Raw genomic sequence first — 25129 nt, 5'->3', positions numbered from 1 at the left:
GTCACTTCCGGGTCGTGTGGTCGGGTTCGGGGGTGGTGGAGCGTGTGAGCCGCTCGGTCCGCAGGGTGGCGGTGGCGCGGTGGGCGGACATGCCCTCGCTCGCCGAGATGACGTCGACGGCGTCGGCCAGCTCGGGGGTGGCCTCGCGGGCGATGTGCTGGTAGGTGAGCGGCTTGAGGAACCGGCTCACCGACAGGCCGGCGCTGTGCTTCGCGCCGCCCGCGGTCGGGAGGGTGTGGTTCGTGCCCGCCATGCCCTTGTCGGAGTAGGCAACGGTGCTCCACGTGCCGATGAACAGCGAGCCGTAGTTCGTGAGGCGGTCGTGGTACCAGGCGTCGTCCGCGGTCTGCACCTCGAGGTGTTCCGGAGCGTACTCGTCCATGACCGCTGCGGCGGACTCGCGGTCCGCGACGAGCACGACCGAGCCGTGGTCGCGCCAGGCGGGTCCGCAGATCTCGTTCGTGGACAGGGTCGGCAGCTGCCGCTCGACCTCCGCGATGACCGCCTCGCCGAGTGCGCGGGAGGTGGTGACGAGCGCCGCCGGGGAGTTCGGGCCGTGCTCCGCCTGGCCGAGCAGGTCGGCGGCCACGAGCTCCGGGTCGGCGGTCTCGTCCGCGATCACGGCGACCTCGGACGGCCCGGCCAGCAGGTCGATGGCCACGGCACCGAAGAGCTGGCGCTTCGCCTCGGCGACGAAGGCGTTCCCGGCACCGACGATCATGTCGACCGGTGCCGCGCCGAGCAGACCGAACGCCATGGCGGCGAGCGCCTGGACGCCGCCGACGACGAACAGCCGGTCGACACCGGAGACGTACGCCGCGTACGCCACGGCCGCGTTCACGCCACCGTCCGGCTGCGGCGGGGTGCAGGCCACGACGGTCGGGACGCCCGCGGCCTTCGCGACGCCGACGCTCATGAACGCGCTCGCGGTGAGGGGGAAGCGCCCGGCCGGCAGGTACGCGCCGACACTGCCGACCGGGACGTAGCGCTGTCCCACGGTGAGCCCGGGGACGAGTTCTGCGGAGAAGTCCGCGAGGTGCTCGCGCTGCAGACGCGCGAACTGCTGCGTGCGCGCGGCACCGAGTTCGATGGCCGCACGGAGTTCCGGGGTGAGCCGGTCACCGGTCGCGGCGAGTTCCTCGGCGCTCAGCTCGACGACGTCGGCGTGGTCGAGTTCGCGGGCGTACCGCTGGACGGCCTCGAACCCGTCGCGCTGGATCTCGGCGAGCATCCCGGCGACCCGTTCGGCGACGGCGGGGTCGCGCTGGGCCTCGGGGGCGTCCACGGCCGGGGCCTTGAGGAACGAGAACCGGTCGGCGTTGTCCGCCACGAAACGAGGGCTGAGCTTCATGGAGACGACCCTGCCCGGGCTGATCGGCAAGGACAAGGCCAGATGATCCACGACCACCCATAGGGTTCCCCTGTGACCCTGACCCAGTTGCGTGCCTTCCTCGTCATCACGACGGCGGGCTCGTTCTCCGCTGCCGCCGCCCAGCTCGGCATGGCACAGCCGTCCGTGTCGGAACTGGTCCGTCGGCTCGAGGAGTCCTACGGGGTGCGGTTGTTCACCCGGGGCAGCCGCCGCCTCGTCCTGACGAGCGCCGGCGAAGCGCTCCTCCCGCACGCACGCCGGGCGGTCGAGGCGGCCGATGACGCCGACCGGACGCTCCGGGACCTCACGAGCCTCCAGGGCGGAGTCGCCACCTTCGGGCTCCTGCGCAACGCGAACTACTACTTCCTGTCCCGCCTGCTCGAACGGTTCCACTCCCGCTACCCGGACGTCCGGCTCCGCGTGATCGGCCTGAACTCGGTCGAGGTCGCCGATGCCGTCACCGCCGGGGACCTCGAGGCGGGACTCGTCGTCCTGCCGATCGACGCCGACGGTCTCGAGGTGACGCCGCTCCGCCGCGACGACGTCCTCTACGCCTCGGCGGACCGGGCGCGGACCGCGCGGCCGGTGACGATCGAGGACCTGGCGGCCGCGGACCTCATCCTGTACGACGCCCACTACGGGTGGCGTGATCCGACCCGGCGGCAGCTCGCCGAACGGGCGCAGTTCGCCGGGGTCACGCTCACCGCCCGGATCGAGGTCGAACACGTCGACTCGGCGCTCGACCTCGTCGCCCGGGGTGCCGGTGACACGATCGTCTCGCGGGCAGTCGCCGAGGCACCGACCTTCCCGGCCGGGGTCCACACCGTGCCGTTCGCGGAGCCGCTGTACGACACGATCGCCCTCGTCCGACGGCGGGACGTCCCGCTCTCCCCCGCGACCCGCGAGATCGCACGGCTCGCGCGCCGGATGCTCCTCGAGCGGTGACCCCGCGCAGCGCGACGGCTCAGCGCGCCCCGGCCAGCGCCCGCAGGCCGTCGTCGATCGACACCGTCGGCTCCCAGTGCAGGTCCCGGCGGGTCCGCCGCTGGTCGAACCAGTGCGCGGTCGACAGCTGCTCCGCCAGGAACCGCGTCATCGGCGGCTCGTCGGTGCCGGGTCGGACGCGCCACACGGCCTCCACCGCGGACCCGACCGCGCGGGCGAGCCCGGACGGCGCGTGTGCCCCCGGTGCCGGGACGCCGGACGCGACGCAGATCCGTGCCAGCAGTTCCCCGACCGGTCGGGGCTCCCCGTTCGTGACCACGTAGACGTTGCCGTGCACGGCCTCCGCGCGGTCCAGCGCGGCGACCATGGCGGTCGCGGCGTTGTCGACGTAGCAGGAGTCGATGAGGGCGGCACCGGAGTCGAGCACCGGCAGACGGCCACGACGTGCGCGGTCCACGATGCGGCCGACGAGCTGCTCGTCGCCGGGGCCCCAGACCAGGTGCGGGCGGACGGCGACGACCGCGAACCCGGGTGCGTCGGCGGCGAGCGCGAGCAGTTCGGCGGCGGCCTTCGTCCGGGCGTACTCGCCGCGGGCGTTGCCGGGCGAGGCCGTCGTGGCGTCGTCCCCGGCGATGGACGCTCCCGCGTGGGCGACCGACGGGGACGAGACGAAGACGAACCGCGTGACGCCGGCGTCGCGCGCGGCCGCGAGCAGGTCCCGCGTGCCCGCGACGTTGACCCGTTCGAAGTCGGCCGGGTCCCCGGCCAGCGAGACCTTGGCGGCCAGGTGCACCACGGCGTCGACGCCCTGCACGGCGGACCGCACCGCTGCCGGGTCGGTCACCGTGCCGAGGACGTCGACCACCCCGTCGACGCCCGACGGTCGCCGCTGGAAGGTCCGGACGTCGTGCCCGGCGTCCCGGAGGGCAGCGGCGACGGCACGCCCGAGGAAGCCGCTGGCACCGGTCACCAGGACCGTCACGGGCGCGTCATCCGTCCGCCCGCCAACACCGAGGACGCCCAGCGCGCCAGGCGTGCCCGGTCCACCTTCGAGTTGTGGCGGATGTCGGTCGGCAGTTCCGGCACGACGAGCACCGCGGCGACGGGCACCCCGGCCGCTGCCCGGACGGCGTCCGCGAGCGCCGGGTCGGCGAGCGCGGGGCGACGGGCGGCCGGGACGGTCTCCACCACGGCGACCACCTGCTGCGTACCGGACGGACCGACGCCGACGACACCCGCGCGCCCGACGCCCGGGACGCGTTCCGTGCGCTGCTCGGGCCCGACCGGGGTCACGACACCGGTCGGGGCCGTGATGACGTGCTGCATGCGGCCCTCGACCCAGAGCTGCCCGGAGGCGTCGAGGTGTCCGACGTCGCCGGTGCGGTGTCCGCGCGGGTCGTCCACGCCGAGACGGGAGACCCGGTCGGTGCGCCAGAGCCGGTCGTAGTGGTCCCGCACGTGCGGCGCCGCGACGACGATCTCGCCGGTGACGTCGGGCGTCTCGGTGAGCGCTCCGGTCGCCCGGCCGTCAGCGTCGAGGGGTGCGATGCGCACCCGGACGGACGCAGCGGGTCGGCCGACGCAGATGCCCGACGACGCGGACGCCGAGGCGGCCGTGACCCCGTCGAGGTCCACGTCGGTCATGAGCAGCCCCTCGGTCATCCCGTAGGGGGTGTGGGCGCTGGCGTTCGGCATGAGCTCGGTCGCGGCGGTCAGCAGCGCGGCCGACACCGGGGCTCCGGCCGACAGGAACAGCCGCACGCGGCCGAGTGCCCGGCGGTCGTCGTCGGTGAGCGCCGACGCCGTCGCGACGACGTTGGCGATCGCGGCCGGCGACAGGAACACGACGGTGGCGTCCGCCGCGGCGACGGCGTCCGCGACCGCACGGGCGGTCAGGGTGCGCGGCGCGGTGACGTCCATGTCCGGTGCCACGGAGCGAGCGCCGAGCGCGGGACCGAGGAGCGCGAAGGGCGCGAACCCGGCGACGAGTCCGGTGCCGACGCCGACGTCGTACTGCCCGGCGAGCGCGTCCCGCACCGCGCCGAGCTGGCCGTGCGTGTAGACGACGCCCTTGGCGGGCCCGGTCGACCCCGAGGTGAAGAGCACCGCGGCCGGGGCGTCGGGCGCCGGGGCTGCCGGCAGGGCGGTGCCGGCGGCGAGGCGTGCTGCTCCCCGGCGGGCGACGGCGGCGAGGGTGTGCTCGACACGCAGGGCCGCACGGGCCGGTGCGGGGAGCGCGACGGTGGCGATGCGACGGCCGGGCCAGCCGAGCGCGCGTGCGGCGGCGAGTCCGGGCAGCGCGCCGATGACCCAGTCGGGTCGGGCCCCGCGGACGGCACGGGTCAGCCCGCGGAGGCCGAGACCGGCATCGGCGACGACGACGACCGCGCCGACGCGCACGCAGGCGTACAGCGCGGCGGTCAGGTCCGCGCCGGGGGTCACGAGGAGCGACACGCGGTCGCCGGGACGGACACCGAGGTCGACGAGTCCCGCGGCGACCTCCTCGATCCGTCGGGCGAGCAGCCGCCAACTGATCGTGCGGGTCCCGCCGGGGGCGGCCATCTCGACCAGGGCGGCGTCGTCGCTGTCCCGCAGCTCCTCGAGGTGGGCCCAGAGCGGGCGGCCCGGATCGGCAGGGAGCGGGCGGCCCGGACCGGCAGGGAGGGGGCGGCCAGGTCCGACAGCGACCGGCTCGCCCGCATCGGCATCGACATCGGCGGCCGGGAGGCCCGCACCACCGTCCGCCGGCACCGCGCCGTCCGGCAGGCGGTCGCCGAGCCAGTCGAAGACCGTCCCGGCCACGTCGGCGTCCTCCGGCAGCAGGTGACCGGCGCCCTCGAACCGGTGCACGTCGGCCTGCGGCAGACGGGCCGCCAAGTCGTCGAGGTACCGCTCGAGGAACACCGGGTCGCGCGGCCCCCAGAGGAGCAGGGCGGGGACGTCGAGCGCGGCGACGCCGGCTGCGATGCGGTCGAGTTCGGCCGCGCTCGGGTGCTGCGCGTCGACGGGGATGTCCGCGACGAACCCGCCGACCGCCCCCCGTCGGGCAGCGCCGCGGTACGGGGCGCGGTAGGCGTCGGCGGTCGCCCGGTCGAGCCGCGGGTGCGCGATCGCGAGGGTGGTCTCGATGAACGCCGGCGTCACGACCGTGGCCCGGCCGAGCAGGTGCGGGCGGAGCGCGAGGCGCAGGGGTGCCGGGATCGGGGCGTCGTCGGGCTGGTGGACCGCGGTGTTGCAGGTCGTCACCGCGACGACGAGGTCGGGGTGGTCGACGGCCCAGCCGAGCGAGACGACACCGCCCCAGTCGTGACCGAGCGTGACGACCGGCCCGGTCAGGCCGAGTTCGTCGGTCAGCGCGCCGAGGTCCGCGACCCGGTCGGCCAGACGGTGGTCCTCGCCGGTGCGCTCCGAGAAACCCATCCCGAGCTGGTCGACGGCGACCACACGCCACACGGGGCCACCGGCCGCGGCGACCTCGAGCGAGCGCGCGAGCACCGAGCGCCACAGGTAGGACCACGTCGGGTTGCCGTGCACGCACAGCAGGGTGCCGACGGGCTCCAGGCCGAGCTCGTCGAGCTGCCCGGCCGTGTCGAGCAGGTGCCAGGTGCGCTCGGGTCGGGCCGTGCATGCCGTCGGACCGGCTGACGCGGGGACGGTGACCAGACGGGACCACGCGGGGTCGAGTCCGGGCAGGGGCGGCGGGAGCGTCGCCGGAGCCGTGGTCGCGGCGGCGCGGGGCAACCGCGGTGTCACCAGCGCAGTTCCATCATCGCCGTGTTGATGCCGGAGCCGACGCCGCCGAGGAACACGCGGTCCCCGGGGCGGATCGAGCCACGGGTGACCTCGTCCGCGAGGGTGATCGGGATCGACGCCGGGCCGACGTTGCCGAAGCGCTCGTAGGTGGTGGGGACCTTGTCGCGCTCGACACCGATCGCCTCGACGAAGGCGTTCGTGTGCACGTCCGAGACCTGGTGCAGGACGTAGCGGTCCATGTCGGCCCAGTCGAAGTGGGCGCGCGCCTCGTTCCAGGCGGCGACGACGAGCTCCATGCCGCCCTTGAGCAGCATCTTCGCATCCGTGAACATCCCGTCCACGCTGCCGACGCACAGGTCGTACCACTGGGTCGCCGCGCGGGTGACGCCGCCGACGATCCGGTGGCCGGCCGGGTGCAGGTCGGCCGGGCCGAGCACGGCGGCGGCAGCGCCGGAGCCGAGCGTCAGGCTGGCGAACTCGCTCATGAAGTCCTTGCGGTTCCGGCCGCCCTGGTTCAGGCGGTCGATCGTGTTGAGCTGCACCTGGTCGGCGTCCTCGCCGTCCACGATGAGCGCGTACTTGATCTGACCGGAGTCGATCATGCCCGCGGCGACGCTCATCGCGTTGACGAAGCCGAGGCAGGCGTTCGCGATGTCGAAGTTGATCGCCGACGTCGGCAGGCCGAGACCGTGGTGCAGCCGCACGGCCACCGAGGGCTCGAGGTGCGGACGGGTCACCGACGTGTTGATGAGCAGGCCGACGTCCTCCGGCTGGATCCCCGCGGCCGCCATCGCCCGACGTCCGGCGTCGATCGCGGCGGTCTGGAAGGACTGGTCCTCGCCCCAGTTGCGGCGCTCCCGCACCCCGGCGACGCGTTCGAGCAGCCCCATCGGCAGGCGCAGGCGGCGGAGCACACCGCGGAGCTTCTCCTCGATGTCCGCGGACGTGGTCACGCGCTCGGCGACGGTGGTCTCCACGGCGAGGATCGCGGCGTTCTGGAAACGGACGGTCGCGTTGCCGGGTCGCTCCGTCTCGGCGCTCGGGGTGTCCTGCTGAGGCCGCTCGGTCATGATCGTCACTTGCACATACTTCCGTATCGAGGCTGGGTCTCCGTTGCGACTGCGTCGAACGGACCCCGGGGTTGTCGTCCCCGTTGCCGATCCGGCAATCGTACTGGCCCTGGATGAGCGCCGGTGGGATGCTGCGCGCATGACTGCGTACCCCGCTCCCCGGTCCGAAGCCGAGACGTTCTGGACGGCCCGCTACGGGGACTCGCCGATCTGGTCGGGACGGCCGAACGCATCCCTGGTCGACACGCTCGGGCCGCTCGTGCCCGGATCGGACGACGACCCCGTGTCGGACGGCGTCGGCGCCGAGACCGGCCCCACCGCCCTCGACCTCGGGTCCGGCGAGGGCGGCGACGCCCTGTGGCTGGCGGCGCAGGGGTGGCGGGTGACCGCGGTGGACATCGCGCCGAACGCGCTGGACCGGGGCCGGGCCGAGGCGGAGCGTGCCGGGCTCGGCGACCGGGTGCGGTGGGTGCAGGCCGACCTGGCCGGGTGGGACACCGACGACCGGTTCGACCTCGTGTCCGCGTCGTTCCTGCACTCGTCGGTGTCGTTCCCGCGGGCGGCGGTGCTGCGCGGTGCGACGACGTTCGTCGCCCCGGGCGGACGCCTGCTCGTGATCGGGCACGCGGGCTCGCCGTCCTGGGCCGCACACGAGGAGCACGCGCACGCCGAGCCCCTGATCGGGCCCGGGGAACAGGTCAGCCAGCTCGCACTCGGTGCCGGGTGGACGGTCGAGGTCGCGGAGCTGCGCACGCGGACCGTCACCGGACCGGACGGTGGCACGGCGACGCTCGAGGACTCCGTGGTGCTCGCCCGACGCACCTGAGGGCCGGACGCACGACCGGCCCGGGATGACGGGAGGCCCGGGGCCCGCCGGACAGGGACGTCACCCTGCCTGCGTGCCCCGGGCCTCCCGGCCGGGCGGCGGCGTCAGCCGCGCAGCTCGAGGTACTTCGCGATGAGCGCCTTCGTCGAGGAGTCCTGCGCGTCGAGGACCGCACGGTCGCCCTGCACGGCCGGGGTGACCTGCAGCGCGAGCTGCTTGCCGAGCTCCACGCCCCACTGGTCGAACGAGTCGATGCCCCAGATGGTCCCCTCGGTGAACACGATGTGCTCGTAGAGGGCGATCAGCTGGCCGAGGACGCTCGGGGTGAGTTCGGGCGCCAGGATCGACGTGCTCGGCTTGTTCCCGGTGAAGGTGCGGGCGGCGACGATCGCCTCGTCCGTGGTGCCCTCGGCGCGGACCTCGTCGGCGGTCTTGCCGAACGCGAGCGCCTTCGACTGGGCGAAGAAGTTCGCGAGGAACAGGGTGTGCACGTCCTGGCCCGGCTGCACGGCCTTCCCGTCGCCGGTCTCGTCCTGCAGCGCGTGCGCGGGCTTCGCGACCGTGATGAAGTCGGCCGGGATCAGGCGCGTGCCCTGGTGGATGAGCTGGTAGAACGCGTGCTGGCCGTTCGTGCCGGGTTCACCCCAGAAGACCTCGCCGGTGTCGGTGACGACGTCCGAGCCGTCCCAGCGGACGCGCTTGCCGTTCGACTCCATCGTGAGCTGCTGCAGGTACGCGGGGAAGCGGTGCAGGTACTGCGTGTACGGCAGGACCGCGTGGCTCTGGGCCCCGAGGAAGTTCGTGTACCAGACGTTGAGCAGGCCCATCAGGACCGGGACGTTCTGCTCGAGCGGGGCGGTGCGCATGTGCTCGTCGATGGCGTGGAAGCCGGCGAGGAACTGCTCCCAGTTCTCCTTGCCGATCGCGATGACGACGCTCGTGCCGATGGCGGAGTCGACCGAGTAGCGGCCGCCCACCCAGTCCCAGAAGCCGAAGGCGTTCTCCGGGTCGATGCCGAACGCGGCGACCTTGTCGAGCGCGGTCGAGACGGCGACGAAGTGCTTCGCGACGGCGTCCTTCTTCTCGTCGTCGCCGGCGTCGGCGAGGCCGAGACCCTGCCACAGCCACTGGCGGGCGAGACGGGCGTTCGTGAGCGTCTCGAGGGTGCCGAAGGTCTTCGACGCGACGATGAAGAGCGTGGTCTCGGGGTCGAGGCCGGCCGTCTTCTCGGCGATGTCGGCCGGGTCGATGTTCGAGACGAAGCGGACCTCGAGCCCCTGCTGCACGTACGGCTTGAGGGCTTCGTAGACCATGACCGGGCCGAGGTCGGACCCGCCGATGCCGATGTTGACGACGGTCTCGATGCGCTTGCCGGTGACACCGGTCCACGCGCCGGAACGGACCTGCTCGGCGAAGCCGTAGACCTTGTCGAGCGTGGCGTGCACGTCGGCGTCGACGTCCTGCCCGTCGACGGTCAGGGGCGCGGCGGGCACGAGGCCCTCGGTCGCCGCCGGACGGCGCAGCGCGGTGTGCAGGACGGCGCGGTCTTCGGTGACGTTGATCCGCTCGCCGGAGATCATCGCCTGGTACCGCTCGGCGACGCCGGTGTCCTCGGCGACCTGGAGGAGGGCCTGCAGGACCTCCTCGGTCACCAGGCCCTTGGAGAGGTCGACGGTCAAGTCTGCTGCCTGGAAGGTGTACTTCTCGGCACGACCGGGGTCGGCGTCGAACCACCCACGGAGGTCCGGGGAGAAGCCGTCGGCGATGCCGGCGAGCTGCTTCCACCCTGCGGTCGTCGTGGGGTCGACGGGTGCGGATTCGGTCACTTCGGTCCTCCTGGACGCCAGAGTTCGGTCAGCCCGCAGACCTGGCGCAGCATCGCGTCGCGGGCCGCGTCCGAGCGTAGTGCCGTCGCACTCACCTCGCGCACAGGGGAGGCGCCTGGGCAAGCAGTACGTCGACAGTCGTACTGTGGACGGGCCTCCCGGCGGCTCCACGTCCGTCGGCCGGTCCCCTGCACGACCAACGGAAGGACCCGCGTGACCCACGCACTCTTCGACCCCATCACCCTCCGCGGCCTCGAGATCCGGAACCGCGTGTGGATCCCGCCGATGTGCCAGTACATGGTGGAGGCGCAGGACGGCGTCCCGACCCCGTGGCACCTCGTCCACCTCGGCGCCCTCGCCCGTGGCGGTGCCGGTGCGGTCGTCGTCGAGGCCACGGGCGTCGTCCCCGAGGGCCGCATCAGCCCGCAGGACCTCGGCCTGTGGAACGACGACCAGCGAGACGCCTTCCGACCGATCACCGACTTCATCCACAGCCAGGGTGCGGTCGCCGGGATCCAGCTCGCGCACGCCGGCCGCAAGGCCTCGACCAGCCGCGAGTGGGGACCGACCGCGGGCGGCGGCAACGTCGCGCCGGAGCAGGGCGGGTGGCAGCCGGTCGGTCCGTCGCCGATCGCGTTCCCGGGCCTGCACGTCCCGACCGAGCTCACGACCGAGGGCATCGCCGAGGTCGTCCGTGCGTTCGCCGCTGCGGCCCGTCGTGCCGTCGACGCCGGCTTCGACCTGCTCGAACTCCACGGCGCCCACGGGTACCTGCTGCACGAGTTCCTGTCACCGCTGTCGAACGAGCGCACCGACCAGTACGGCGGGTCGCTCGAGAACCGGGCGCGGGCCCTGCTCGAGACCGTCGACGCCGTGCGCGCCGAGGTCGGCGAGGCCGTCCCGCTCGTCGTGCGCCTGTCCGCGACCGACTGGGTCGAGGGTGGCTGGGACCTCGCGGAGACCGAACAGGTGTCCACGTGGCTCGGCGAACACGGCGTCGACCTCGTGTCGGTCTCCACCGGCGGCAACGTGGCGGACGCCCGCATCCCGGTCGGCCCCGGGTACCAGCTGCCCTTCGCGACCGCGATCCGGCACGCCACCGGGATCCCGGTCGCGGCCGTCGGCATGATCGACGACGCCTTCCAGGCCGAGCAGATCGTCGCCCTCGGGCAGGCCGACGTGGTCCTCGTCGGACGGGGTGCGCTGCGCGACCCGAACTTCCCGATCCGGGCCGCCCAGGCGCTCCGGGTGGACCTGCCGTACAAGCCCGCCCCGTACGAGCGCGCCTACCGCTGACGTCCGGTCCGCCGCCGGGCGGCGCGGCCGTGCCGCTACCGTGGTGGCATGACGGGCACGGGGGCGACCGCCGGGGGCGGTCCGACGCAGGACGACGGCTGGTCACGGCTGCCGGTGGGTCCCCGCGAGCACCGGCAGGACGCGGTCCTGGCGCTCGTGCTCGCGGGGGCGCTCGCGGTCTCGGTGACCCTGTACTCCGCCGTGGGGCTGTACGACGACCCGGCGGCGTGGTGGGTGTGCGCACTGATGGTCGTCGCGAACGCCGGGCCCCTGGCGTTCCGCCGCCGGTTCCCGATGACGGTGGCCGTCGTCGCCGCGCTGGCCTTCGCGGCCACGCAACTGCTGCACGTGCCCGAGGGGCTCTTCACCAACTTCACGCTGTTCATCGCGCTGTACACCGTCGGGGCGTGGTGCTCGGACCGCGTGCGGGCCGAGGCCGTGCGCTGGGTCGTCATCGCCGGGATGTTCGCGTGGGTGTTCCTGGCGATCGTCTTCCGCTGGTCGGTGCCGAGCGCGCTGCCCGACGACGGTCACTCCGTCATCCCGCCGTTCGTCGCGAGTTCGCTCCTCACGATCGTCATCAACCTCGTCTACTTCGGCGCCGCCTGGTACTCGGGCAACCGGGCCTGGGCAGCGGCCGTCGCCGCGCACGAGCTCGGCCAGCGCACGGCCGAGCTCGCCGCGGAACGCGAGCGGTCGGCGGCGCAGGCGGTCGCGCTCGAACGCGTCCGGATCGCCCGTGAGCTCCACGACGTCGTCGCCCACCACGTCTCGCTCATGGGCGTCCAGGCCGGGGCCGCGCGGCGCGTGCTCGACCGCGACCCGGCGCAGGCGGCGGCGTCCCTCGGCGTCGTCGAGGACAGCGCCCGGACCGCGGTCGAGGAACTCCGCCGGATGCTCGGCACGCTGCGGGAACCCGGTACGGACGCCCCGACGACCCCGGCGGAGGCGCCGAGCACCGAGGGCCTCACCCGGCTGCCGGAACTCGCCCGGGCCGCCACGGACGCCGGGCACGAGACCGGGTTCAGCGTCGTCGGCGACGAACGACCGGTCCCGCCGACCGTCGCCGCGGTGACCTACCGCATCGCGCAGGAGGCGGTGACGAACGTCCTCAAGCACGCCGGACCGGACGCACGGGCGACCTGCGGCTCCGGTACCTGCCGGACGCGGTGGAGCTCGAGGTGACGGACACGGGCGCCGGGGCACGGGCCTCCCGGTCGGCGGGCGGCAGCGGGCTCGGACACGTCGGCATGCGTGAGCGCGTGGCGGCGGTCGGCGGGCGGATCGAGATCGGACCGCGGGACCGCGGCGGCTACCTGGTGCGGGCATGGCTGCCAACGACGTGATCCGGGTGGTGCTCGCCGACGACCAGGACCTGGTCCGCGCCGGCTTCCGGGTCATCCTCGAGTCGGAGCCCGGTGTCCGGGTCGTCGCCGAGGCCGCCGACGGTGCGGGCGCGGTGGCTGCCGTCGCCGAGCACCGACCGGACGTGGTCTGCCTTGACGTGCAGATGCCGGGTGTCGACGGCCTCGAAGCGGCGCGCCGGATCACCGCCGGTGCGAACCCACCGGCCGTGCTCGTCCTCACGACCTTCGACACCGACGAGTACCTCTTCGACGCCCTGGCCGCCGGGGCGAGCGGGTTCCTGCTGAAGAACGCCTCGCCGGAGAAGCTCATCGAGGCCGTCCGGACCGTCGCCCGCGGTGACGCCCTGCTCGCTCCGGACGTCACGCGCCGGGTGATCAGTCGAGCGACCACGGCCAGCGTGCCGGTGGTCGACCAGGCCGTGCCCGACACGGACGTGGCCCTGCCGGGTCTGACGGAACGCGAGACCGAGGTGCTGCGGCTGCTCGGTCGGGGGCTCAGCAACGCCGAGATCGCCGGCCAGCTGTTCGTCGGCGAGGCGACCGTCAATACGCACGTGTCGAACGTCCTGCAGAAGCTCGGCGTGCGCGACCGGATCCAGGCCGTGGTCTGGGCGTACGAGCACGGGGTGGTGCGCTCCGGCGAGTGAGCCGCCGCGGTCCTCCCCCGCGCGGCGGAGACGTCGGCGCCCGCGATCCCCGTCTCGTGCCGGAGGCGCCGCCTCCCGCCACCGCAATAGCGTCGGATGCGCAGCGACGGCCGCTGCGGAAGGGGACCCCATGCTCACCATCGAGGGAGTGACGAAGCACTTCGGCGAGCGCCGTGTGCTCGACGACGTCGGCTTCAGCGTCGGACGCGGACGACTGACCGGGTTCGTCGGCGGCAACGGTGCCGGCAAGACGACGACCATGCGCATCATGCTCGGCGTGCTCGACGCCGACAGCGGCACGGTCGCGCTCGACGGCGCACCGATCGGACCGACCGACCGCCGCCGGTTCGGCTACATGCCGGAGGAGCGCGGGCTGTACCCGAAGATGCCCGTCGCCGAGCAGGTCACGTACCTGGCCCGCCTGCACGGTGTGGACCGACGGACCGCCGCGGCCCGGACGGCCGAGCTGCTCGAGCGCCTCGAGCTCACCACGCACGCCGGCGACCCCGTCGAGAAGCTCTCGCTCGGCAACCAGCAGCGCGTGCAGGTCGCCGCCGCGCTCGCCCACCGGCCCGAGGTGCTCGTGCTCGACGAACCGTTCTCCGGCCTCGACCCGATGGCGGTCGACACCGTGCTCGGTGTGCTGCGGGAGACCGCGGCCGACGGTGTCCCGGTGCTGTTCTCGAGTCACCAGCTCGACGTCGTGGAGCGGCTCTGCGACGACGTGGTCGTCATCGCCGACGGCCGGATCCGTGCCGCCGGACCCCAGGACGAACTGCGGCGGGCCGCCGGTCCCGCCGCGTGGGAGCTCCTGGTGGCGGACGACGTGGCGTGGGTCCGCGACGAGCCCGGCGTCCGCGTCCGCACCTTCGACGGCGGGTACGCCCTGTTCGAGGCGGACGAGTCCGTGGCGCAGGCCGTCCTGCAGCGGGCCGTCGCACGCGGCACCGTGGCGTCGTTCGGTCCGCGGGTCCCCCGGCTCAGCGAGGTCTTCACGGAGGTCGTCCGATGAGCCTCCTCGACAGCAGCACGATCGACGCCGTCCGGCTCGTGACGGTGCGCGAGATCCAGGCGCGGCTCCGGAGCAAGGCGTTCGTCGTCTCGGCGGCGATCCTGCTCGTGATGGTCGTCGTCGGCATCGTCGTCGGCGGGATCGTCGGGAAGTCCGCGGCGGACGCCACGACCCCCGTCGCAGTGGTGAGCGGCGTGACCCTGCCGACGACGGACGGTCTCGACGTGACCGAGACGGCGGACCGGGACGCGGCGGAGCGCCTGGTCCGCGAGGGCGAGGTCGACGCCGCGGTCGTCCCGGACGGCGGCCAGCTCGGGTTCCGGCTCGTCGGCCTCGACAGCGCCCCCACCGACGTGGTGTCGGCGTTGAGCGTGTCACCGCAGGTCGACCTGCTCGACCCCGACGCGCTCCCGCCCGGCCTCGTCTCGCTCGTCGGCATCGCGTTCGGCGTCGTGTTCTTCGCCTCCGCGGTGACGTTCGGTCAGTCCATCGCGCAGAGCGTCGTGGAGGAGAAGTCGACCCGCGTCGTGGAGATCCTGATGGCGGCGATCCCGGCACGGGCGCTGCTGGCGGGCAAGGTGATCGGCAACAGCGTCATGGCGCTCGGGCAGATCGTCGCGATCGCGATCGCCGCGGCCGTCGCCCTGGCGGTCACCGGGCAGGACAACCTGTTCACGCTGCTCGGTCCGAGCGCGCTGTGGTTCGTCGGCTTCTTCGCGATCGGGTTCGTCCTCATCGCGGCGCTGTTCGCGGCGTCGGCGGCGCTGGTGTCCCGCCAGGAGGACGTCGGCAGCGTCACGACACCGGTGATGATGCTGCTGATGATCCCGTACTTCCTCATCGTGTTCGCCCCGGACGACCCGACGGTCCTCGGCATCATGTCGTACGTGCCGTTCAGTGCCCCGATCGGGATGCCGGTGCGGATCTTCCTCGGGACGGCGGCGTGGTGGGAGCCCGTGCTCTCGCTGCTGGTCGTCCTGGCATCCGCCCTGGTGGTCGTGCTCCTCGGCGCCCGGGTGTACGAGAACGCCCTGCTCCGCACCGGCGGCCGGGTGAAGCTCGGCGAGGCGATCCGCGGCTGACCGGCCCGACCACGCCGACGGTGGCTCCGTCACGGCGGTTCCCGGACACGGGACGCCGGACGGGGCCTCCGACGTGCGACTCTTGAGGCGATGCCGATCGACGACGCGATGCCGGTGCGTCTCGAGGTGACCGGGACGGACATCCACGATGCCGCAGCCCACCTCGCCCGTGTGTACGACGCCGAGCTCGTCGCGACGCCGAGCGCCGTCCCGTTCGCGTTCCGGTACGCGTCGATGGGCGACGACACGATGTCACTGCACACGTCGCGGTTCGCCGGGCACCTCGACGGCTCGCTGCCCCCGTCGTCCTCCGTCATCGTGCAGTGGCTCCGGTCGGGGGCGTCCCGGCTCGACACCGGCGGCGACCCCGTGGACATGGTGCACGGCGTCCCGGTGCCCCTGCTGCCGGACCGTACGTTCTCGTTCGAGATGGACGACTACGAGCAGCGGCTCGTGCACCTGTCCCGCGAGGTCGTGGAGCGCGTCGCGTCCGAACAGGGCGCGGACGTGTCGGCCGGGCTCCGGTTCGACCTCACCGTCCCGCCGTCGGAGCAGTCGGTGCGGACGTGGCACAACACGGTGTCACTCGTCTCCCACACCCTGCGTGACGGCGTCCCCGGGCGCCTCCTGCACGCCGAGATGGCACGGCTGGCGTCGGCGGCCCTGCTCGAGATGTACCCGCAGCAGCACGCCGCCACTCCCGACGTGCCCCCCGCGCAGTCCCCGCACGTGCGCGCTGCGGTCGACTACGTGCACGAGAACGCCCGGTCGCCGATCACGACGAGCAGCCTGGCGCGCCACCTCGACATCGGCCTGCGGGCGCTGCAGGAGGCGTTCCAGCGTGACCTGCAGACCACCCCGAACGCGTTCATCCGGCAGGTGCGACTCGACCGGGTCCGGCAGGAGCTCCTCGCCGCGGACCCGGCGACCCGGACGGTCCGCGAGGTCGCTGCGGCCTGGGGCTTCGCCCACCTCGGACGCTTCGCCCAGCAGTACGCGGCGGTGTTCGGCGAGCGGCCGAGCGACACCCTCGCCAGGTCCTGACCGCGACGGACGCCGCACGGTTGCCGGACCACCCGTGCCGCAGAGCGGACGGCGGCGACGTCAGATGAAGGCGGAGGCCGCGGTCGGCCCGTAGGCACCCATGAGCGTCACCACGGCGAGGCGTGCCGACCGGGCGGGTCGGGTCGTCCCGTGGATGGCCGCCTCGACCTTCGCGCCGTGGACGAGCAGCGAGAGTGCGTCGGCGACGTGGACCGGGAGTCCGGCGCGCGCGGCGAGCGCGTGCAGGTGCACTTCGAGGATGGTGAGGTGCTCTTCCGCCAGTGCGGCGACGAGCGGCTCGGAGTGGCCGAGCTCGCCGTAGCCGTTGATGAACGCGCACCCGGTCCAGGCGTCGTCGTCGAACGAGGCCTCGAGGTGTGCGAAGACGGTGAGGATCTCGTCGCGGGCGTCCTCGACCCCGTTCGCTGCGGCGGCCAGCCCCAGCGTCCAGCGTTCCTGTCGGAAGCGGAGGACCGCGACGACCGCGTCGATGCGCTCGGGGAACAGCGCTCGCACCGTTTCGGCATCGGTCAGCGCGGCTCCCGCCACGCGCCCCGCGGTGAGTCCGGCCGCGCCGGAGGTGCTGAACACGCGGTCCGCGGCCTCGACGATCCGGGCCCTGACCCAGGGGTCGTCAGCGCGTTCGCCGGCCCCGCCCACGTCAGCGGTCCCTGGTCGGGGTGCTCGCGTCGCGGGAACAGAAGCGTTCCAGACGACCGAGCCGCGACCAGATGTGCTGGTGTTCCGCGGCGATGCCGGTCGCGCTCGTCCCGACCCGGAGCGGGCGGGCCACGGGCGCGACAGCGTCGGTCACGCTGCGACCAAGAAGAAGTCCGCGTAGGTCGGCTCGGCAGCGGTCCTCAGGGAGAGCTTCGTCTGCACGATGCGGTCGATCTCGGACGGGGAGGTCATGCCGTGTCGGCGCCACTCGAGCGGGTCTTCACGGAGGTGTTGCATCACGGACGGTTCACGCATGGAGGGCCTCCTGCTCACGCATCAGGGCGGTCATGTCGATCGGCTCGGTCAGGGCGACGGTGTCGTACCCGGACGGGGCGGTCGGGGCGCTCACGCGGCCACTCCGCGGACGATCACGGCGAGGGCGGAGGCGGTCACGGCCGCGAGGCCGACGACGAGCGCGCTGGCTGCCAGCAGACGGCGCCGTGCCGTCTCCCGGACCTCAGAGAACCCGGTCGCGGGGCGCGAGCTGGGGGTGACGGCGGACCGGGCGGTGGCCGTGGAGTGCTCGGCGACGAGCGCGACGAGCGGATTGCGGACGACGGTGGTGGCGTGCATCTGCGACGCCTCCTCACTGGGACCTCGGACGGCCCTGACTGCGGCCAGGATCACCGTGTGAACGGCCTCCGCAGATCGCGGAGGATGTCTGAGGACGACGGTGGGGAGTGCGTCCTGGCATCCTCCACGCTAGGTGACGGGTCGGCCGTGCCACGAACGAACCGGACGATCCGCGAATCGCGGACACGGCAGCGCCGCGCATCCCGAGTGGCGGTGCCGCGCAGTCCGTCCCCGCGGGTCGGTCTGCGCCTGCGAGGGCCAGCCCGGGGACGCTCCGGTCAGCCCCGGCGCGTACCGTCCGAGGCATGAGCAACGTCATCATCCTCGGCGGCCACGGTCGCGTCGCCCTCCTCACCGCGCAGCTCCTCACCGCTCGCGGTGACACCGTCTCGTCGGTCATCCGGAAGGCCGAGCAGCAGGACGACGTCCGCGCCACCGGTGGCGAGCCGGTCGTCGCCGACATCGAGCAGCTCGACATCGCCGGGCTCACCGACCTGGTCCGCGGGCACGACGCCGTCGTCTGGTCGGCCGGTGCCGGTGGCGGCTCCGCTGACCGCACGTGGGCCGTCGACCGCGACGCCGCCATCCGCACGATGCACGCCGCGCTCGACGCCGACGTGCACCGCTACGTGCTCGTGTCCTGGTCGGACGCGGGCCTCGGCCACGGCGTCCCCGAGGACGACGACTTCTTCGCCTACGCCGAAGCGAAGACGGTCGCCGACGCCGTCCTCCGCGACTCCGCCCTCGACTGGACGGTCGTCGCGCCGAGCACCCTGACGGATGACGAGCCGACCGGGGCGGTCGAGACGGCGGACCCGTCGTCGAGCATCGCCCGCGGGGACGTCGCCGCGCTGGTCGCCGCCGCGCTCCACGACGACGCGTCGGTCGGCAAGACCTTCCGCGTCAACACCGGGAGCACGCCGATCGAGCAGTTCGTCCGCGACTGACCCGCGCCCCGCGCCGAGACGCCGGCGTCACCTCGGAACGCCGCCGCGTCCGTGAGACGCAGCCGTATCCGGCGGCGTCTCACACCCCCCGCGGCGTCCCACGCAGACGGGTCCGTCCCGCGTCGCACCGCCGTCAGGCGAGCAGGGCCGCGGCGACCGCCCGCGCCGTCGCCGTGTCCCCGCCGCCGTCCCGGAGCCGCATCGCGAGCGAGCCCGACACGACGAGGAGCAGCTGGTCGGCGAGGACCTCGGCGCGGTCGCCGACGAGCGGGACCGCCCGGTCGCGGAGCCGCTCGCGCAGCGTCGACGTCTCGCCGTGCAGGACGGCGGCGATCTCCGCTGGGGCGTCGGCGTACTCGGAGGCCGTCCCGAGGAACGCGCACCACCGCGACCCGGTCGGGGTCGAGCGGAAGGCATCGAGCGCGTCGAACACGGCCAGCAGGCGCCCGCGGTCGTCGACCGCCCGCGCCACGGCGTCGTCCCAGGTCCGGATCCACTCGTCGTGGCGACGGGTCAGCGCGGCCGCGACCAGCGCTTCCTTGCCCGCGTACCCGCGGTAGAGCGTCGCGGCGGAGACACCCGCCCGTTCCAGGACGGCGTCGATCGGGGTCGCGGCGATGCCCCGCGTGAAGAAGAGTTCCTCGGCGGCGTCGAGCAGCTTCCGCTCCGTCCCTGGACGCATGGTCATGGCAGCACCCTAGGGTGTGAAAAGTGAAACGACCGTTTTCGTTCTTCGCCCGTCCCGGAGCACTCGTCGTCAGCGGCACGGCACTCATCGCCGCCACGTACGGGCTGGTCCGCCTGGCGTACGGCCTGTTCCTGCCGGACGTCCAGCGGACCCTGTCCCTCGGAGACGGTCCCGCGGGGCTCATCGCGGCCGGTTCCTCGCTCGTGTACTGCGTCGGTTCGCTCGTCGGGTTCCTGCTCGCCCCGACCCGGCCGCGCACGACCGTGGCGCTCGCCTCCGCGTCGGCCGGGCTGGGCGTCGCGGGGATGGCCACCAGCGCGACCTCCGCGGTGTTCGGCATCACGACGGTCGTCGCCTCCGCCGGGGCAGGGCTCGCCTCCCCCGCACTCGTCCGGCTCGTGCAGCGGGACCTCCCCGCCGCTCGTGCCGACCGCGCGCAGGCCGTCGTGAACTCCGGGACCGGGCCGGGACTCGTCGTCGCCGGGCTGCTCGCCCTCGTGCTCCTGCCCGACTGGCGCACGGCGTGGACGGCTGCGGCGGTCGTCACGGTCCTGGCCGGAGCGGCGGTCCTCGTCGCGGACGCGTACACACACCCGCGTCGGCACGTCCGGGAGGACCACCCGCAGCCCGTCGGTCTCCCGCCGTGGAGCTGGTTCGTCGCCCACGGCCGCCTCGTGGTCGTCGCGCTGCTGCTCGGCACGGGGTCCGCCGCGGTGTGGACCTACGGACGGTCACTCCTCGTCGACGCGGGAGCCCCGGCGTCCCTGTCGGTGCTCGCGTGGACCGCCCTGGGCGTCGGCGGTGCAGCGGTGGCCCTGACGGCCCGCGTCCTCGGTCGACTCCGAGCACGGACGGCGTGGACGGTCACCTCGGCGGCGGTCGCGGTCGCCACGCTCGGCCTCGGACTGGCACCGGTCGCTCCCCCCGCGGCCCTCGTCGCGCTCGCGCTCGTCACGTGCGTGCTGTTCGGCTGGGGCTACACCGCGGCGACCGGGGCGCTCATCGCGTGGACGACCGATGTCGACGCCGGGCGGGCGGCCTCGGGGACGTCGGTGCTGTTCGTCGTGCTGGTGCTCGGACAGGCACTCGGAGCGGCTGCAGCCGGAACGGTCGTCGCCACCGTGGGGACCGGGCCGGTGTTCGCTGCCGCGACGGCCGTGGTGGCGGCCGCAGCGCTCCTGACGGTCAGGGCTCCTGCAGGTCGGGGTACTCGTCCAGGTCCGGCACGTCGGTCATCTCCTCACGCCAGGCCGGGCGCGCCGGCTGCAGGCGGAGGGTCTCGCGCTCGAGGTACACGATGACCTCGTCGTCACGGGGATCGTCGGCACCACTGTCGACCGGCACCGAGAAGATCTCGCTCGCGGGGCCGATGAGGAGATGTGCGGTGGCGGCGTCCCCGGTCTCGGTGACGACGGGGACCTCGACGACGTCGGACTGGTCGGCCACCGCGAGCGCGCGGCAGTACCGGAGGAGGGCCTTGCAGGTGCGGTCAGCGACGAGGAAGGAGCTGTTGACGTAGTGGACACGGCGCATGTCGGTCAGGCTGTCCGCCGTTCGCTGGGTGAGCGCCTAGGATCAGCCGGAGCCGGCCAGAACGGCGCGGAAGGACACCACCATGGGCAAACTCGTCTACGACTCGACGTTCACCGCGGAGTTCGACGACCGCCTCCTGACGCACCTGCAGATCGTGATCGGCATGAAGTTGCGCCGCGGTGAGTCGTTCATGTTCTCGTGGAAGGACGACGTCGAGCTCGGCGACGGCCGGACGGCCATCTGGCTCGACCGGTCGATGCCGCTGGTCTTCCGCTACTCGGGCAGCCGCGTCCCCGCCGTGAACCGTGCCTGGGTCGAAGCCCTCGGTCTGACCGCGGGCTCGTCAGCCGGCCTCCGCATCGTCCCCGAACCGACCGACACCGGAGAGACCCTGTGAAGCGCACGGCCATCACGTACGGCGGAAGCCGCTACACGATCGCGAACGAGGACGTCGCATCCGTCCAGGCCCGGATCACCGAGGGGCTGCGGAACGAGCCGTGGATGTGGCTCGAGGTGAACCACGGTGACGGCCGCGCTACCCCTGCCCGCCTGCTCGTCTCCCCGGCGACCCCGGTGGCGATCATCAGCGAGCGCGACACCGATCAGCAGGACGAGGAGTCATCGGTCGCGCGGTACATCCTGCCCGACGAGCTCCGGCCGGTGTCCGTCGAGATGGGGCCCGCCGACTCCTGACCGGGACCGGCCCCGTCAGGACCGTCCGCCCCCGAGGAGCGCTCGGAGCGCCTCCTCGAGCGGGCCGGCGACTGCTTCGACCTCGGCGGACGCCAGCGGTTCCACGCGCGTGGAGGTCCGGAGCATCGTCATGCCGAGCACCACGGACAGTGCGATCTCCGCACGGACGAGGAGGTCCTCGTCGACGATGCCGTCCGGCCGGACCGCGCCCGCCAGCCGATCGGCGTAGCCGCGCAGCGTCTCCCGTCGGATGTCGTCGACGGCTTCGTCCCCGGAGCTCCGGAGCAGGAGGAGCAGCTGCATCGAGTCCTCGTCGGTGGGGGAACGGATGATGTGCCGGATGAGTCCGCCGATCGCGCGCTCCAGGTCGGGCCCGGGCCGAGGCGTCGTGGACGTCGGCGTGGTGCGGACGAGACAGGCGCGGAACAAGCCCTCCTTCGACACGAAGTAGCGGTTGATGAGCGCGACGTTCACCCCGGCGTCGGCCGCGATGTCCCGGACGGTGGTGGCTCGGTACCCGTCGAGTGCGAAGCGCCGACGAGCCGCCTGGAGGAGCGCGAGACGGGTGGCGGCGGCGTCCTTGCTCATGCCGCGATGGTAGCGCGCCACCGACCGATGTAATCAGTTGTTGACATCTCGCCGGTTCCGCGTACCCTCGTCGAGTCAGCAAGTGTTGACATCGACAGCGTCGTCGGCCTCCCCATCGACCGGACGGAGCACGATGTCCACCGCCACCGCGAGCCCACGCACGGGTTCCACGCCGATCCCCGCACCCTCGCACCGCCCGAACAGCACGGCGATCATCGTCTTCCTGTCCCTCGGCGGCTTGTCCTTCGCGGTCCTGCAGTCCCTCGTCGCCCCCGCGCTCGCGACGATCGGCCGGGACCTCGACGCCTCGACGAGCGACGCGAGCTGGGTGCTCACCGCCTACCTGCTGTCCGCGTCCGTGCTGACGCCGATCCTCGGTCGTCTCGGGGACATGGTCGGCAAGCGCAAGGTGCTCATCGTGGTCCTCACGATCCTGCTGGTCGGGGCGGTCCTGGCCGCGCTCGCCCCGAACCTCGGCGTCCTCATCGTCGCGCGCGCGCTGCAGGGCGCGGCCGGCGCCGTGATGCCCCTGTCGATCGGCATCGTCCGTGACGAGCTGCCGAAGGAGAAGGTGAGCGTCACGATCGGGCTGCTCTCCGCCATCTTCGGGATCGGTGCCGGCGTCGGCATCGTCGCCGCCGGTCCGATCGTCGAGCACCTGTCCTGGCACTGGTTGTTCTGGCTGCCCGCCGTCCTCGTGGTGATCGCCCTGCTCGGCACCGTCTTCGGCATGCCGGAGTCCCCGGTCCGCAAGCCGGGCCGCCTCGACGTGGTCGGGACCGCCGTCCTCGCCGTCTCCCTCGTCGCGGTCCTCCTCGCCGTCAGCGAGGGCCAGACCTGGGGCTGGGGTGACGGCAAGACCGTCGGCCTGCTCGTCCTCGGCGCCGTCGCCCTCGTCGCGTTCGTGCTCGTCGAGCTCCGCGTCGCCGAACCGCTCATCGACGTGCGGCTCTTCGCCGTGCGCGGGGTCTGGACCGCCCACGTCGTCGCGTTGGTCTTCGGCTTCGCCATGTTCGGCACGTTCGTCCTCGTCCCGACGCTCCTCCAGCTCCCCGCGGCCACCGGCTACGGGTTCGGCAAGGACGTGACCGAGGCCGGGCTGTTCCTGCTGCCGACCGTCGTCATGATGGTCGTCGCCGGCCCCGTCGCCGGCATCCTGGTGCGGAAGGTCGGACCGAAGCCCCCGATGCTGATCGGCGGGGTCGCGATCGTCGCCGCGTTCGTCATCCCCGCGGTCGCGCACGCCGAGCTCTGGCAGGTCGTCGTGTCCGGCCTGCTCACCGGCGTCGGCATCGGCATGGCACTGGCTGCCTGTTCGAACGCCATCATCGAGAGCGTCCCCGCGAACCAGACCGGCGAGGCGATCAGCGCCAACACGGTCGTCCGGACGATCGGGTCGAGCGTCGGCACCGCGGTCATCGCAGCGCTCATCACCTCGCACAGCACGCCGCAGGGCCTGCCGACCGACGACGCGTTCACCATCGGCTTCTGGGCGTGCACGGGTGTCGCGGTCCTCGCGGTGGTCGCCGCGCTCGCGGCGCCGTCGATGCGCGCCCGTCGGGCAGCGGCCGTGGCCGCCGGTGTGACCGACTTCGACGACGTCACGCGCTGACCCAGCGGCCCGGACACACCGTCCGACGGGAGGCCCGGACCGGGTGGGCAGATCCGCTCACCCGGTCCGGGCCTCCCGTCCGTCAGGCGCGGCGGCCGGTCGGCTGCCGTCAGGCGCGGTGGTGGTCCCGGCTGAAGACCGCGGCGAGCCGCGCCACCAGGGCCTCCCGGATCCGGACGCCGACCGGCGGCGCGGCCGGGACGGTCCGGACCGGCGCGGTGAAGGCGAGGTCGTGCAGGTTGTTGCGCTTCGAGCCGTCCCAGTTCGCGAACAGGTAGGGCGTGCCCAGCGCCATCAGGCTGCGGACCGGCGCCCGGCGGCTGCCGGCGGCCGCGACGGCGTACCCGGAGTGCCCCGCTGAGATGGCACGGATGACGGTGTCCGCGTCGCTGACACCGTTGGCGGTGACGACGGTGGTGATGCCCGTGCGGTCGCGGGCGACGAATTCGATGATGTGTTCTGTCACGAGGAGCTCAGGGTCGCGAGTGACGTCTCGGCGGGGGTGGGCCGCGCGAGGCTTGGCCGGAACCGACGTTGCTTCCGTCCCAGAGGATACGTCCCACCTCGGGTACGGGGTCGCGGACGATCCCGAATGCGTCGCTGCAGGGCGGTCAGGGAACCCAGACGACGATGCCGCTGAGGTCGTTCAGCGTGGCGGCGACACCCGCGCGGAGCGCCCGCCCGGCCCGCTCGTCGGTGAAGGTGGACGGGTCGTGGTGGCTCGAGACGCCGAGGCCCTCACCGCGGAAGCCTGCACCGGTCCAGTCCGCGGCCGTGACGTTCGACGTCGGCTCGGCGATCTCGGCGCCCAGCACGAGGAACTGCTGGTGCAGGGCGGACGGTGACACCGCGGCGATCGGGTCGACCATCTCGTCGCCGACGCCGATGACCAGGTCGGACCGCTTCGCGATCGCCGTCGCGACGGACGACAGCCGCTCGTCGACGGTGTCCGCGACGACGGGGACCACGGTGACGTCCTCGGCGTCAGCCCACGACTCGACGGCGTCCATGAGCGTCTCGGTCTCGGTGCTCGGGTCGGCGGGCGACAGGAGCACGACGCGGTACCCAGACGGCGGCGCGACGTCGTCCCATGAGCCGGGCGCCGGGTTCACCGTTGCCTCCGGGGCCGGCGGTTCCTCCGGGTCGACGAAGTCGGAGCCGAGCGTCCCCGTGCCGCGGACGGCCGTGGGGACACCGACGGGTGCGCTGTGCCGGCTCGTCCCGGGGTCGCGGTCCGCGGCCCCGTCCGACTGCGCCGAGCAGCCGGCGACCAGGACCGTGCCGGCTGCCACCAGGGCAGCGGCGGCGAGGACGACGGAGGCGCGGGGGACGAGTCGGGTCACGAGATGCCATGCAAGCACACCGAGGTCCCGCGACGGGCTCGGGATGGTCGCTGTCCAGCGCCCGTCCATCGGTTCGTTGCCGTCTGTTCGCCTGCGCGTCGCTCTCGGCCGCGATGGTCGGGCCGGTGAAGCACCGAAGCACCCTCCCCGCCCCCGGCGGGCTGTCCCTCCTCCTGTCTCTTATACACATCT

28 protein-coding genes are annotated in these 25129 nt (G+C 73.3%); 14 read left to right on the top strand and 14 right to left on the bottom strand.

Annotated features, from left to right (window positions below; genetic code table 11):
- Position 1 precedes the first annotated feature (1 nt).
- Entirely contained in the window at positions 2 to 1351 is a 1350-nt protein-coding gene (hisD, locus tag DEI84_RS14510; protein WP_110891384.1) for a histidinol dehydrogenase, read from the bottom strand.
- A 72-nt stretch (positions 1352 to 1423) separates the two neighbouring features.
- On the opposite strand from hisD, the gene DEI84_RS14505 reads away from it, so the two are divergent.
- The gene (locus tag DEI84_RS14505; protein ID WP_110891383.1) at positions 1424 to 2317 is read left to right on the top strand and encodes a LysR family transcriptional regulator; all 894 of its coding nucleotides are present in this window, start codon (positions 1424 to 1426) and stop codon (positions 2315 to 2317) included.
- Between the two features lie 19 nt (positions 2318 to 2336).
- On the opposite strand, the gene DEI84_RS14500 is transcribed toward DEI84_RS14505, so the two are convergent.
- The 3 genes from DEI84_RS14500 to DEI84_RS14490 are packed head-to-tail and all read right to left on the bottom strand — an operon-like array spanning position 2337 to position 7140.
- Entirely contained in the window at positions 2337 to 3299 is a 963-nt protein-coding gene (locus DEI84_RS14500; protein ID WP_110891382.1) for an NAD(P)-dependent oxidoreductase, read from the bottom strand.
- On the bottom strand, positions 3296 to 6070 hold the full coding sequence (locus DEI84_RS14495; RefSeq protein ID WP_258371798.1) for an alpha/beta fold hydrolase: 2775 nt from the start codon (positions 6068 to 6070) through the stop codon (positions 3296 to 3298). Before DEI84_RS14495 ends, DEI84_RS14500 begins: the two co-directional genes overlap by 4 nt.
- On the bottom strand, positions 6067 to 7140 hold the full coding sequence (locus DEI84_RS14490) for a 3-oxoacyl-ACP synthase III (protein WP_110891403.1): 1074 nt from the start codon (positions 7138 to 7140) through the stop codon (positions 6067 to 6069). Before DEI84_RS14490 ends, DEI84_RS14495 begins: the two co-directional genes overlap by 4 nt.
- 139 nt (positions 7141 to 7279) lie before the next feature.
- On the opposite strand from DEI84_RS14490, the gene DEI84_RS14485 reads away from it, so the two are divergent.
- Positions 7280 to 7966 (top strand): cyclopropane-fatty-acyl-phospholipid synthase family protein, encoded by a 687-nt coding sequence (locus tag DEI84_RS14485; RefSeq protein ID WP_110891381.1) that lies wholly within the window; start codon positions 7280 to 7282, stop codon positions 7964 to 7966.
- Positions 7967 to 8070: 104 nt separating this feature from the next.
- Here DEI84_RS14485 and pgi read toward each other — a convergent pair whose 3' ends face one another.
- The gene (gene pgi, locus DEI84_RS14480; protein WP_110891380.1) at positions 8071 to 9792 is read right to left on the bottom strand and encodes a glucose-6-phosphate isomerase; all 1722 of its coding nucleotides are present in this window, start codon (positions 9790 to 9792) and stop codon (positions 8071 to 8073) included.
- A gap of 213 nt (positions 9793 to 10005) precedes the next feature.
- Here pgi and DEI84_RS14475 point away from each other — a divergent pair, with 213 nt between their 5' ends.
- From DEI84_RS14475 to DEI84_RS14450, 7 genes are all read left to right on the top strand, one after another.
- Positions 10006 to 11088: an NADH:flavin oxidoreductase/NADH oxidase gene (locus DEI84_RS14475; RefSeq protein WP_110891379.1), complete on the top strand. Its 1083-nt coding sequence runs from the start codon at positions 10006 to 10008 to the stop codon at positions 11086 to 11088.
- A gap of 48 nt (positions 11089 to 11136) precedes the next feature.
- The gene (locus tag DEI84_RS14470) at positions 11137 to 12273 is read left to right on the top strand and encodes a sensor histidine kinase (protein WP_110891378.1); all 1137 of its coding nucleotides are present in this window, start codon (positions 11137 to 11139) and stop codon (positions 12271 to 12273) included.
- Positions 12270 to 12434, top strand: coding sequence for a hypothetical protein (locus tag DEI84_RS15795; RefSeq protein WP_181420482.1), 165 nt, complete (start codon positions 12270 to 12272; stop codon positions 12432 to 12434). Before DEI84_RS14470 ends, DEI84_RS15795 begins: the two co-directional genes overlap by 4 nt.
- A complete protein-coding gene (locus DEI84_RS14465) occupies positions 12416 to 13102 on the top strand; it encodes a response regulator transcription factor (RefSeq protein ID WP_110891377.1) in 687 nt (228 codons plus the stop codon). Before DEI84_RS15795 ends, DEI84_RS14465 begins: the two co-directional genes overlap by 19 nt.
- Positions 13103 to 13232: 130 nt before the next feature.
- Positions 13233 to 14114 (top strand): ABC transporter ATP-binding protein, encoded by an 882-nt coding sequence (locus tag DEI84_RS14460; protein WP_110891376.1) that lies wholly within the window; start codon positions 13233 to 13235, stop codon positions 14112 to 14114.
- Complete coding sequence (locus tag DEI84_RS14455) at positions 14111 to 15196, top strand: ABC transporter permease (protein WP_110891375.1); 1086 nt, start codon at positions 14111 to 14113, stop codon at positions 15194 to 15196. Before DEI84_RS14460 ends, DEI84_RS14455 begins: the two co-directional genes overlap by 4 nt.
- Positions 15197 to 15286: 90 nt before the next feature.
- On the top strand, positions 15287 to 16240 hold the full coding sequence (locus DEI84_RS14450) for a helix-turn-helix domain-containing protein (protein ID WP_110891374.1): 954 nt from the start codon (positions 15287 to 15289) through the stop codon (positions 16238 to 16240).
- A gap of 60 nt (positions 16241 to 16300) precedes the next feature.
- Here DEI84_RS14450 and DEI84_RS14445 read toward each other — a convergent pair whose 3' ends face one another.
- The 4 genes from DEI84_RS14445 to DEI84_RS14440 all read right to left on the bottom strand — a co-directional run bounded on the left by DEI84_RS14445 (position 16301) and on the right by DEI84_RS14440 (position 17533).
- Entirely contained in the window at positions 16301 to 16900 is a 600-nt protein-coding gene (locus DEI84_RS14445) for a TetR/AcrR family transcriptional regulator (protein WP_110891373.1), read from the bottom strand.
- A 1-nt stretch (position 16901) separates the two neighbouring features.
- Positions 16902 to 17054 (bottom strand): hypothetical protein, encoded by a 153-nt coding sequence (locus tag DEI84_RS15790; protein ID WP_181420481.1) that lies wholly within the window; start codon positions 17052 to 17054, stop codon positions 16902 to 16904.
- Positions 17051 to 17215, bottom strand: a complete 165-nt coding sequence (locus tag DEI84_RS15785; RefSeq protein ID WP_181420480.1) for a hypothetical protein — start codon at positions 17213 to 17215, stop codon at positions 17051 to 17053. The genes DEI84_RS15790 and DEI84_RS15785 overlap by 4 nt, the downstream gene beginning before the upstream one ends.
- A 90-nt stretch (positions 17216 to 17305) precedes the next feature.
- Positions 17306 to 17533 (bottom strand): hypothetical protein, encoded by a 228-nt coding sequence (locus tag DEI84_RS14440; protein WP_110891372.1) that lies wholly within the window; start codon positions 17531 to 17533, stop codon positions 17306 to 17308.
- A gap of 305 nt (positions 17534 to 17838) precedes the next feature.
- Here DEI84_RS14440 and DEI84_RS14435 point away from each other — a divergent pair, with 305 nt between their 5' ends.
- Positions 17839 to 18480 carry an NAD(P)H-binding protein gene (locus tag DEI84_RS14435; protein WP_110891371.1) on the top strand — a complete coding sequence of 214 codons (642 nt, stop codon included), beginning with the start codon at positions 17839 to 17841 and terminating at the stop codon, positions 18478 to 18480.
- Positions 18481 to 18613: 133 nt separating this feature from the next.
- Here the strand turns inward: DEI84_RS14435 and DEI84_RS14430 are convergent, their stop codons facing one another.
- Entirely contained in the window at positions 18614 to 19168 is a 555-nt protein-coding gene (locus tag DEI84_RS14430; RefSeq protein WP_110891370.1) for a TetR/AcrR family transcriptional regulator, read from the bottom strand.
- Between the two features lie 23 nt (positions 19169 to 19191).
- On the opposite strand from DEI84_RS14430, the gene DEI84_RS14425 reads away from it, so the two are divergent.
- Positions 19192 to 20469 carry an MFS transporter gene (locus DEI84_RS14425; protein ID WP_110891369.1) on the top strand — a complete coding sequence of 426 codons (1278 nt, stop codon included), beginning with the start codon at positions 19192 to 19194 and terminating at the stop codon, positions 20467 to 20469.
- Here DEI84_RS14425 and DEI84_RS15520 read toward each other — a convergent pair.
- Positions 20354 to 20701 carry a hypothetical protein gene (locus tag DEI84_RS15520; protein WP_146236386.1) on the bottom strand — a complete coding sequence of 116 codons (348 nt, stop codon included), beginning with the start codon at positions 20699 to 20701 and terminating at the stop codon, positions 20354 to 20356. The two genes, DEI84_RS14425 and DEI84_RS15520, sit on opposite strands and share 116 nt — an antisense overlap.
- 82 nt (positions 20702 to 20783) lie before the next feature.
- Here DEI84_RS15520 and DEI84_RS14420 point away from each other — a divergent pair, with 82 nt between their 5' ends.
- Together DEI84_RS14420 and DEI84_RS14415 are read left to right on the top strand one after the other, a co-directional pair.
- Positions 20784 to 21098, top strand: a complete 315-nt coding sequence (locus tag DEI84_RS14420; RefSeq protein ID WP_110825899.1) for an ATP-dependent DNA ligase — start codon at positions 20784 to 20786, stop codon at positions 21096 to 21098.
- A complete protein-coding gene (locus DEI84_RS14415) occupies positions 21095 to 21394 on the top strand; it encodes a hypothetical protein (protein WP_110891368.1) in 300 nt (99 codons plus the stop codon). Before DEI84_RS14420 ends, DEI84_RS14415 begins: the two co-directional genes overlap by 4 nt.
- A gap of 15 nt (positions 21395 to 21409) precedes the next feature.
- Here the strand turns inward: DEI84_RS14415 and DEI84_RS14410 are convergent, their stop codons facing one another.
- Positions 21410 to 21982: a TetR/AcrR family transcriptional regulator gene (locus tag DEI84_RS14410; protein WP_110891367.1), complete on the bottom strand. Its 573-nt coding sequence runs from the start codon at positions 21980 to 21982 to the stop codon at positions 21410 to 21412.
- 133 nt (positions 21983 to 22115) lie between these two features.
- On the opposite strand from DEI84_RS14410, the gene DEI84_RS14405 reads away from it, so the two are divergent.
- Complete coding sequence (locus tag DEI84_RS14405; protein WP_110891366.1) at positions 22116 to 23594, top strand: MFS transporter; 1479 nt, start codon at positions 22116 to 22118, stop codon at positions 23592 to 23594.
- 109 nt (positions 23595 to 23703) lie between these two features.
- Here the strand turns inward: DEI84_RS14405 and DEI84_RS14400 are convergent, their stop codons facing one another.
- Together DEI84_RS14400 and DEI84_RS14395 are read right to left on the bottom strand one after the other, a co-directional pair.
- Positions 23704 to 24060, bottom strand: a complete 357-nt coding sequence (locus tag DEI84_RS14400; protein WP_110825895.1) for a hypothetical protein — start codon at positions 24058 to 24060, stop codon at positions 23704 to 23706.
- A gap of 145 nt (positions 24061 to 24205) precedes the next feature.
- Complete coding sequence (locus tag DEI84_RS14395) at positions 24206 to 24937, bottom strand: hypothetical protein (protein ID WP_110891402.1); 732 nt, start codon at positions 24935 to 24937, stop codon at positions 24206 to 24208.
- Between the last annotated feature and the right edge of the window lie 192 nt (positions 24938 to 25129).

This window comes from Curtobacterium sp. MCBD17_023 (assembly GCF_003224415.1).
Classification (GTDB): domain Bacteria; phylum Actinomycetota; class Actinomycetes; order Actinomycetales; family Microbacteriaceae; genus Curtobacterium.
The sequence above is the reverse complement of the archived record's forward strand: the minus strand, read 5'-3'. Positions and strand labels throughout refer to the sequence as shown.

Coding starts and splice junctions, on each gene's coding strand:
- hisD (WP_110891384.1), bottom strand. CDS start 1,351: ATGAAGCTCAGCCCTCGTTTCGTGGCGGACAACGCCGACCGGTTCTCG.
- DEI84_RS14490 (WP_110891403.1), bottom strand. CDS start 7,140: ATGACCGAGCGGCCTCAGCAGGACACCCCGAGCGCCGAGACGGAGCGA.
- DEI84_RS14485 (WP_110891381.1), top strand. CDS start 7,280: ATGACTGCGTACCCCGCTCCCCGGTCCGAAGCCGAGACGTTCTGGACG.
- DEI84_RS14470 (WP_110891378.1), top strand. CDS start 11,137: ATGACGGGCACGGGGGCGACCGCCGGGGGCGGTCCGACGCAGGACGAC.
- DEI84_RS14465 (WP_110891377.1), top strand. CDS start 12,416: ATGGCTGCCAACGACGTGATCCGGGTGGTGCTCGCCGACGACCAGGAC.
- DEI84_RS14460 (WP_110891376.1), top strand. CDS start 13,233: ATGCTCACCATCGAGGGAGTGACGAAGCACTTCGGCGAGCGCCGTGTG.
- DEI84_RS14455 (WP_110891375.1), top strand. CDS start 14,111: ATGAGCCTCCTCGACAGCAGCACGATCGACGCCGTCCGGCTCGTGACG.
- DEI84_RS14450 (WP_110891374.1), top strand. CDS start 15,287: ATGCCGATCGACGACGCGATGCCGGTGCGTCTCGAGGTGACCGGGACG.
- DEI84_RS15785 (WP_181420480.1), bottom strand. CDS start 17,215: ATGCGTGAACCGTCCGTGATGCAACACCTCCGTGAAGACCCGCTCGAG.
- DEI84_RS14440 (WP_110891372.1), bottom strand. CDS start 17,533: ATGCACGCCACCACCGTCGTCCGCAATCCGCTCGTCGCGCTCGTCGCC.
- DEI84_RS14435 (WP_110891371.1), top strand. CDS start 17,839: ATGAGCAACGTCATCATCCTCGGCGGCCACGGTCGCGTCGCCCTCCTC.
- DEI84_RS14430 (WP_110891370.1), bottom strand. CDS start 19,168: ATGACCATGCGTCCAGGGACGGAGCGGAAGCTGCTCGACGCCGCCGAG.
- DEI84_RS15520 (WP_146236386.1), bottom strand. CDS start 20,701: ATGCGCCGTGTCCACTACGTCAACAGCTCCTTCCTCGTCGCTGACCGC.
- DEI84_RS14420 (WP_110825899.1), top strand. CDS start 20,784: ATGGGCAAACTCGTCTACGACTCGACGTTCACCGCGGAGTTCGACGAC.
- DEI84_RS14410 (WP_110891367.1), bottom strand. CDS start 21,982: ATGAGCAAGGACGCCGCCGCCACCCGTCTCGCGCTCCTCCAGGCGGCT.
- DEI84_RS14405 (WP_110891366.1), top strand. CDS start 22,116: ATGTCCACCGCCACCGCGAGCCCACGCACGGGTTCCACGCCGATCCCC.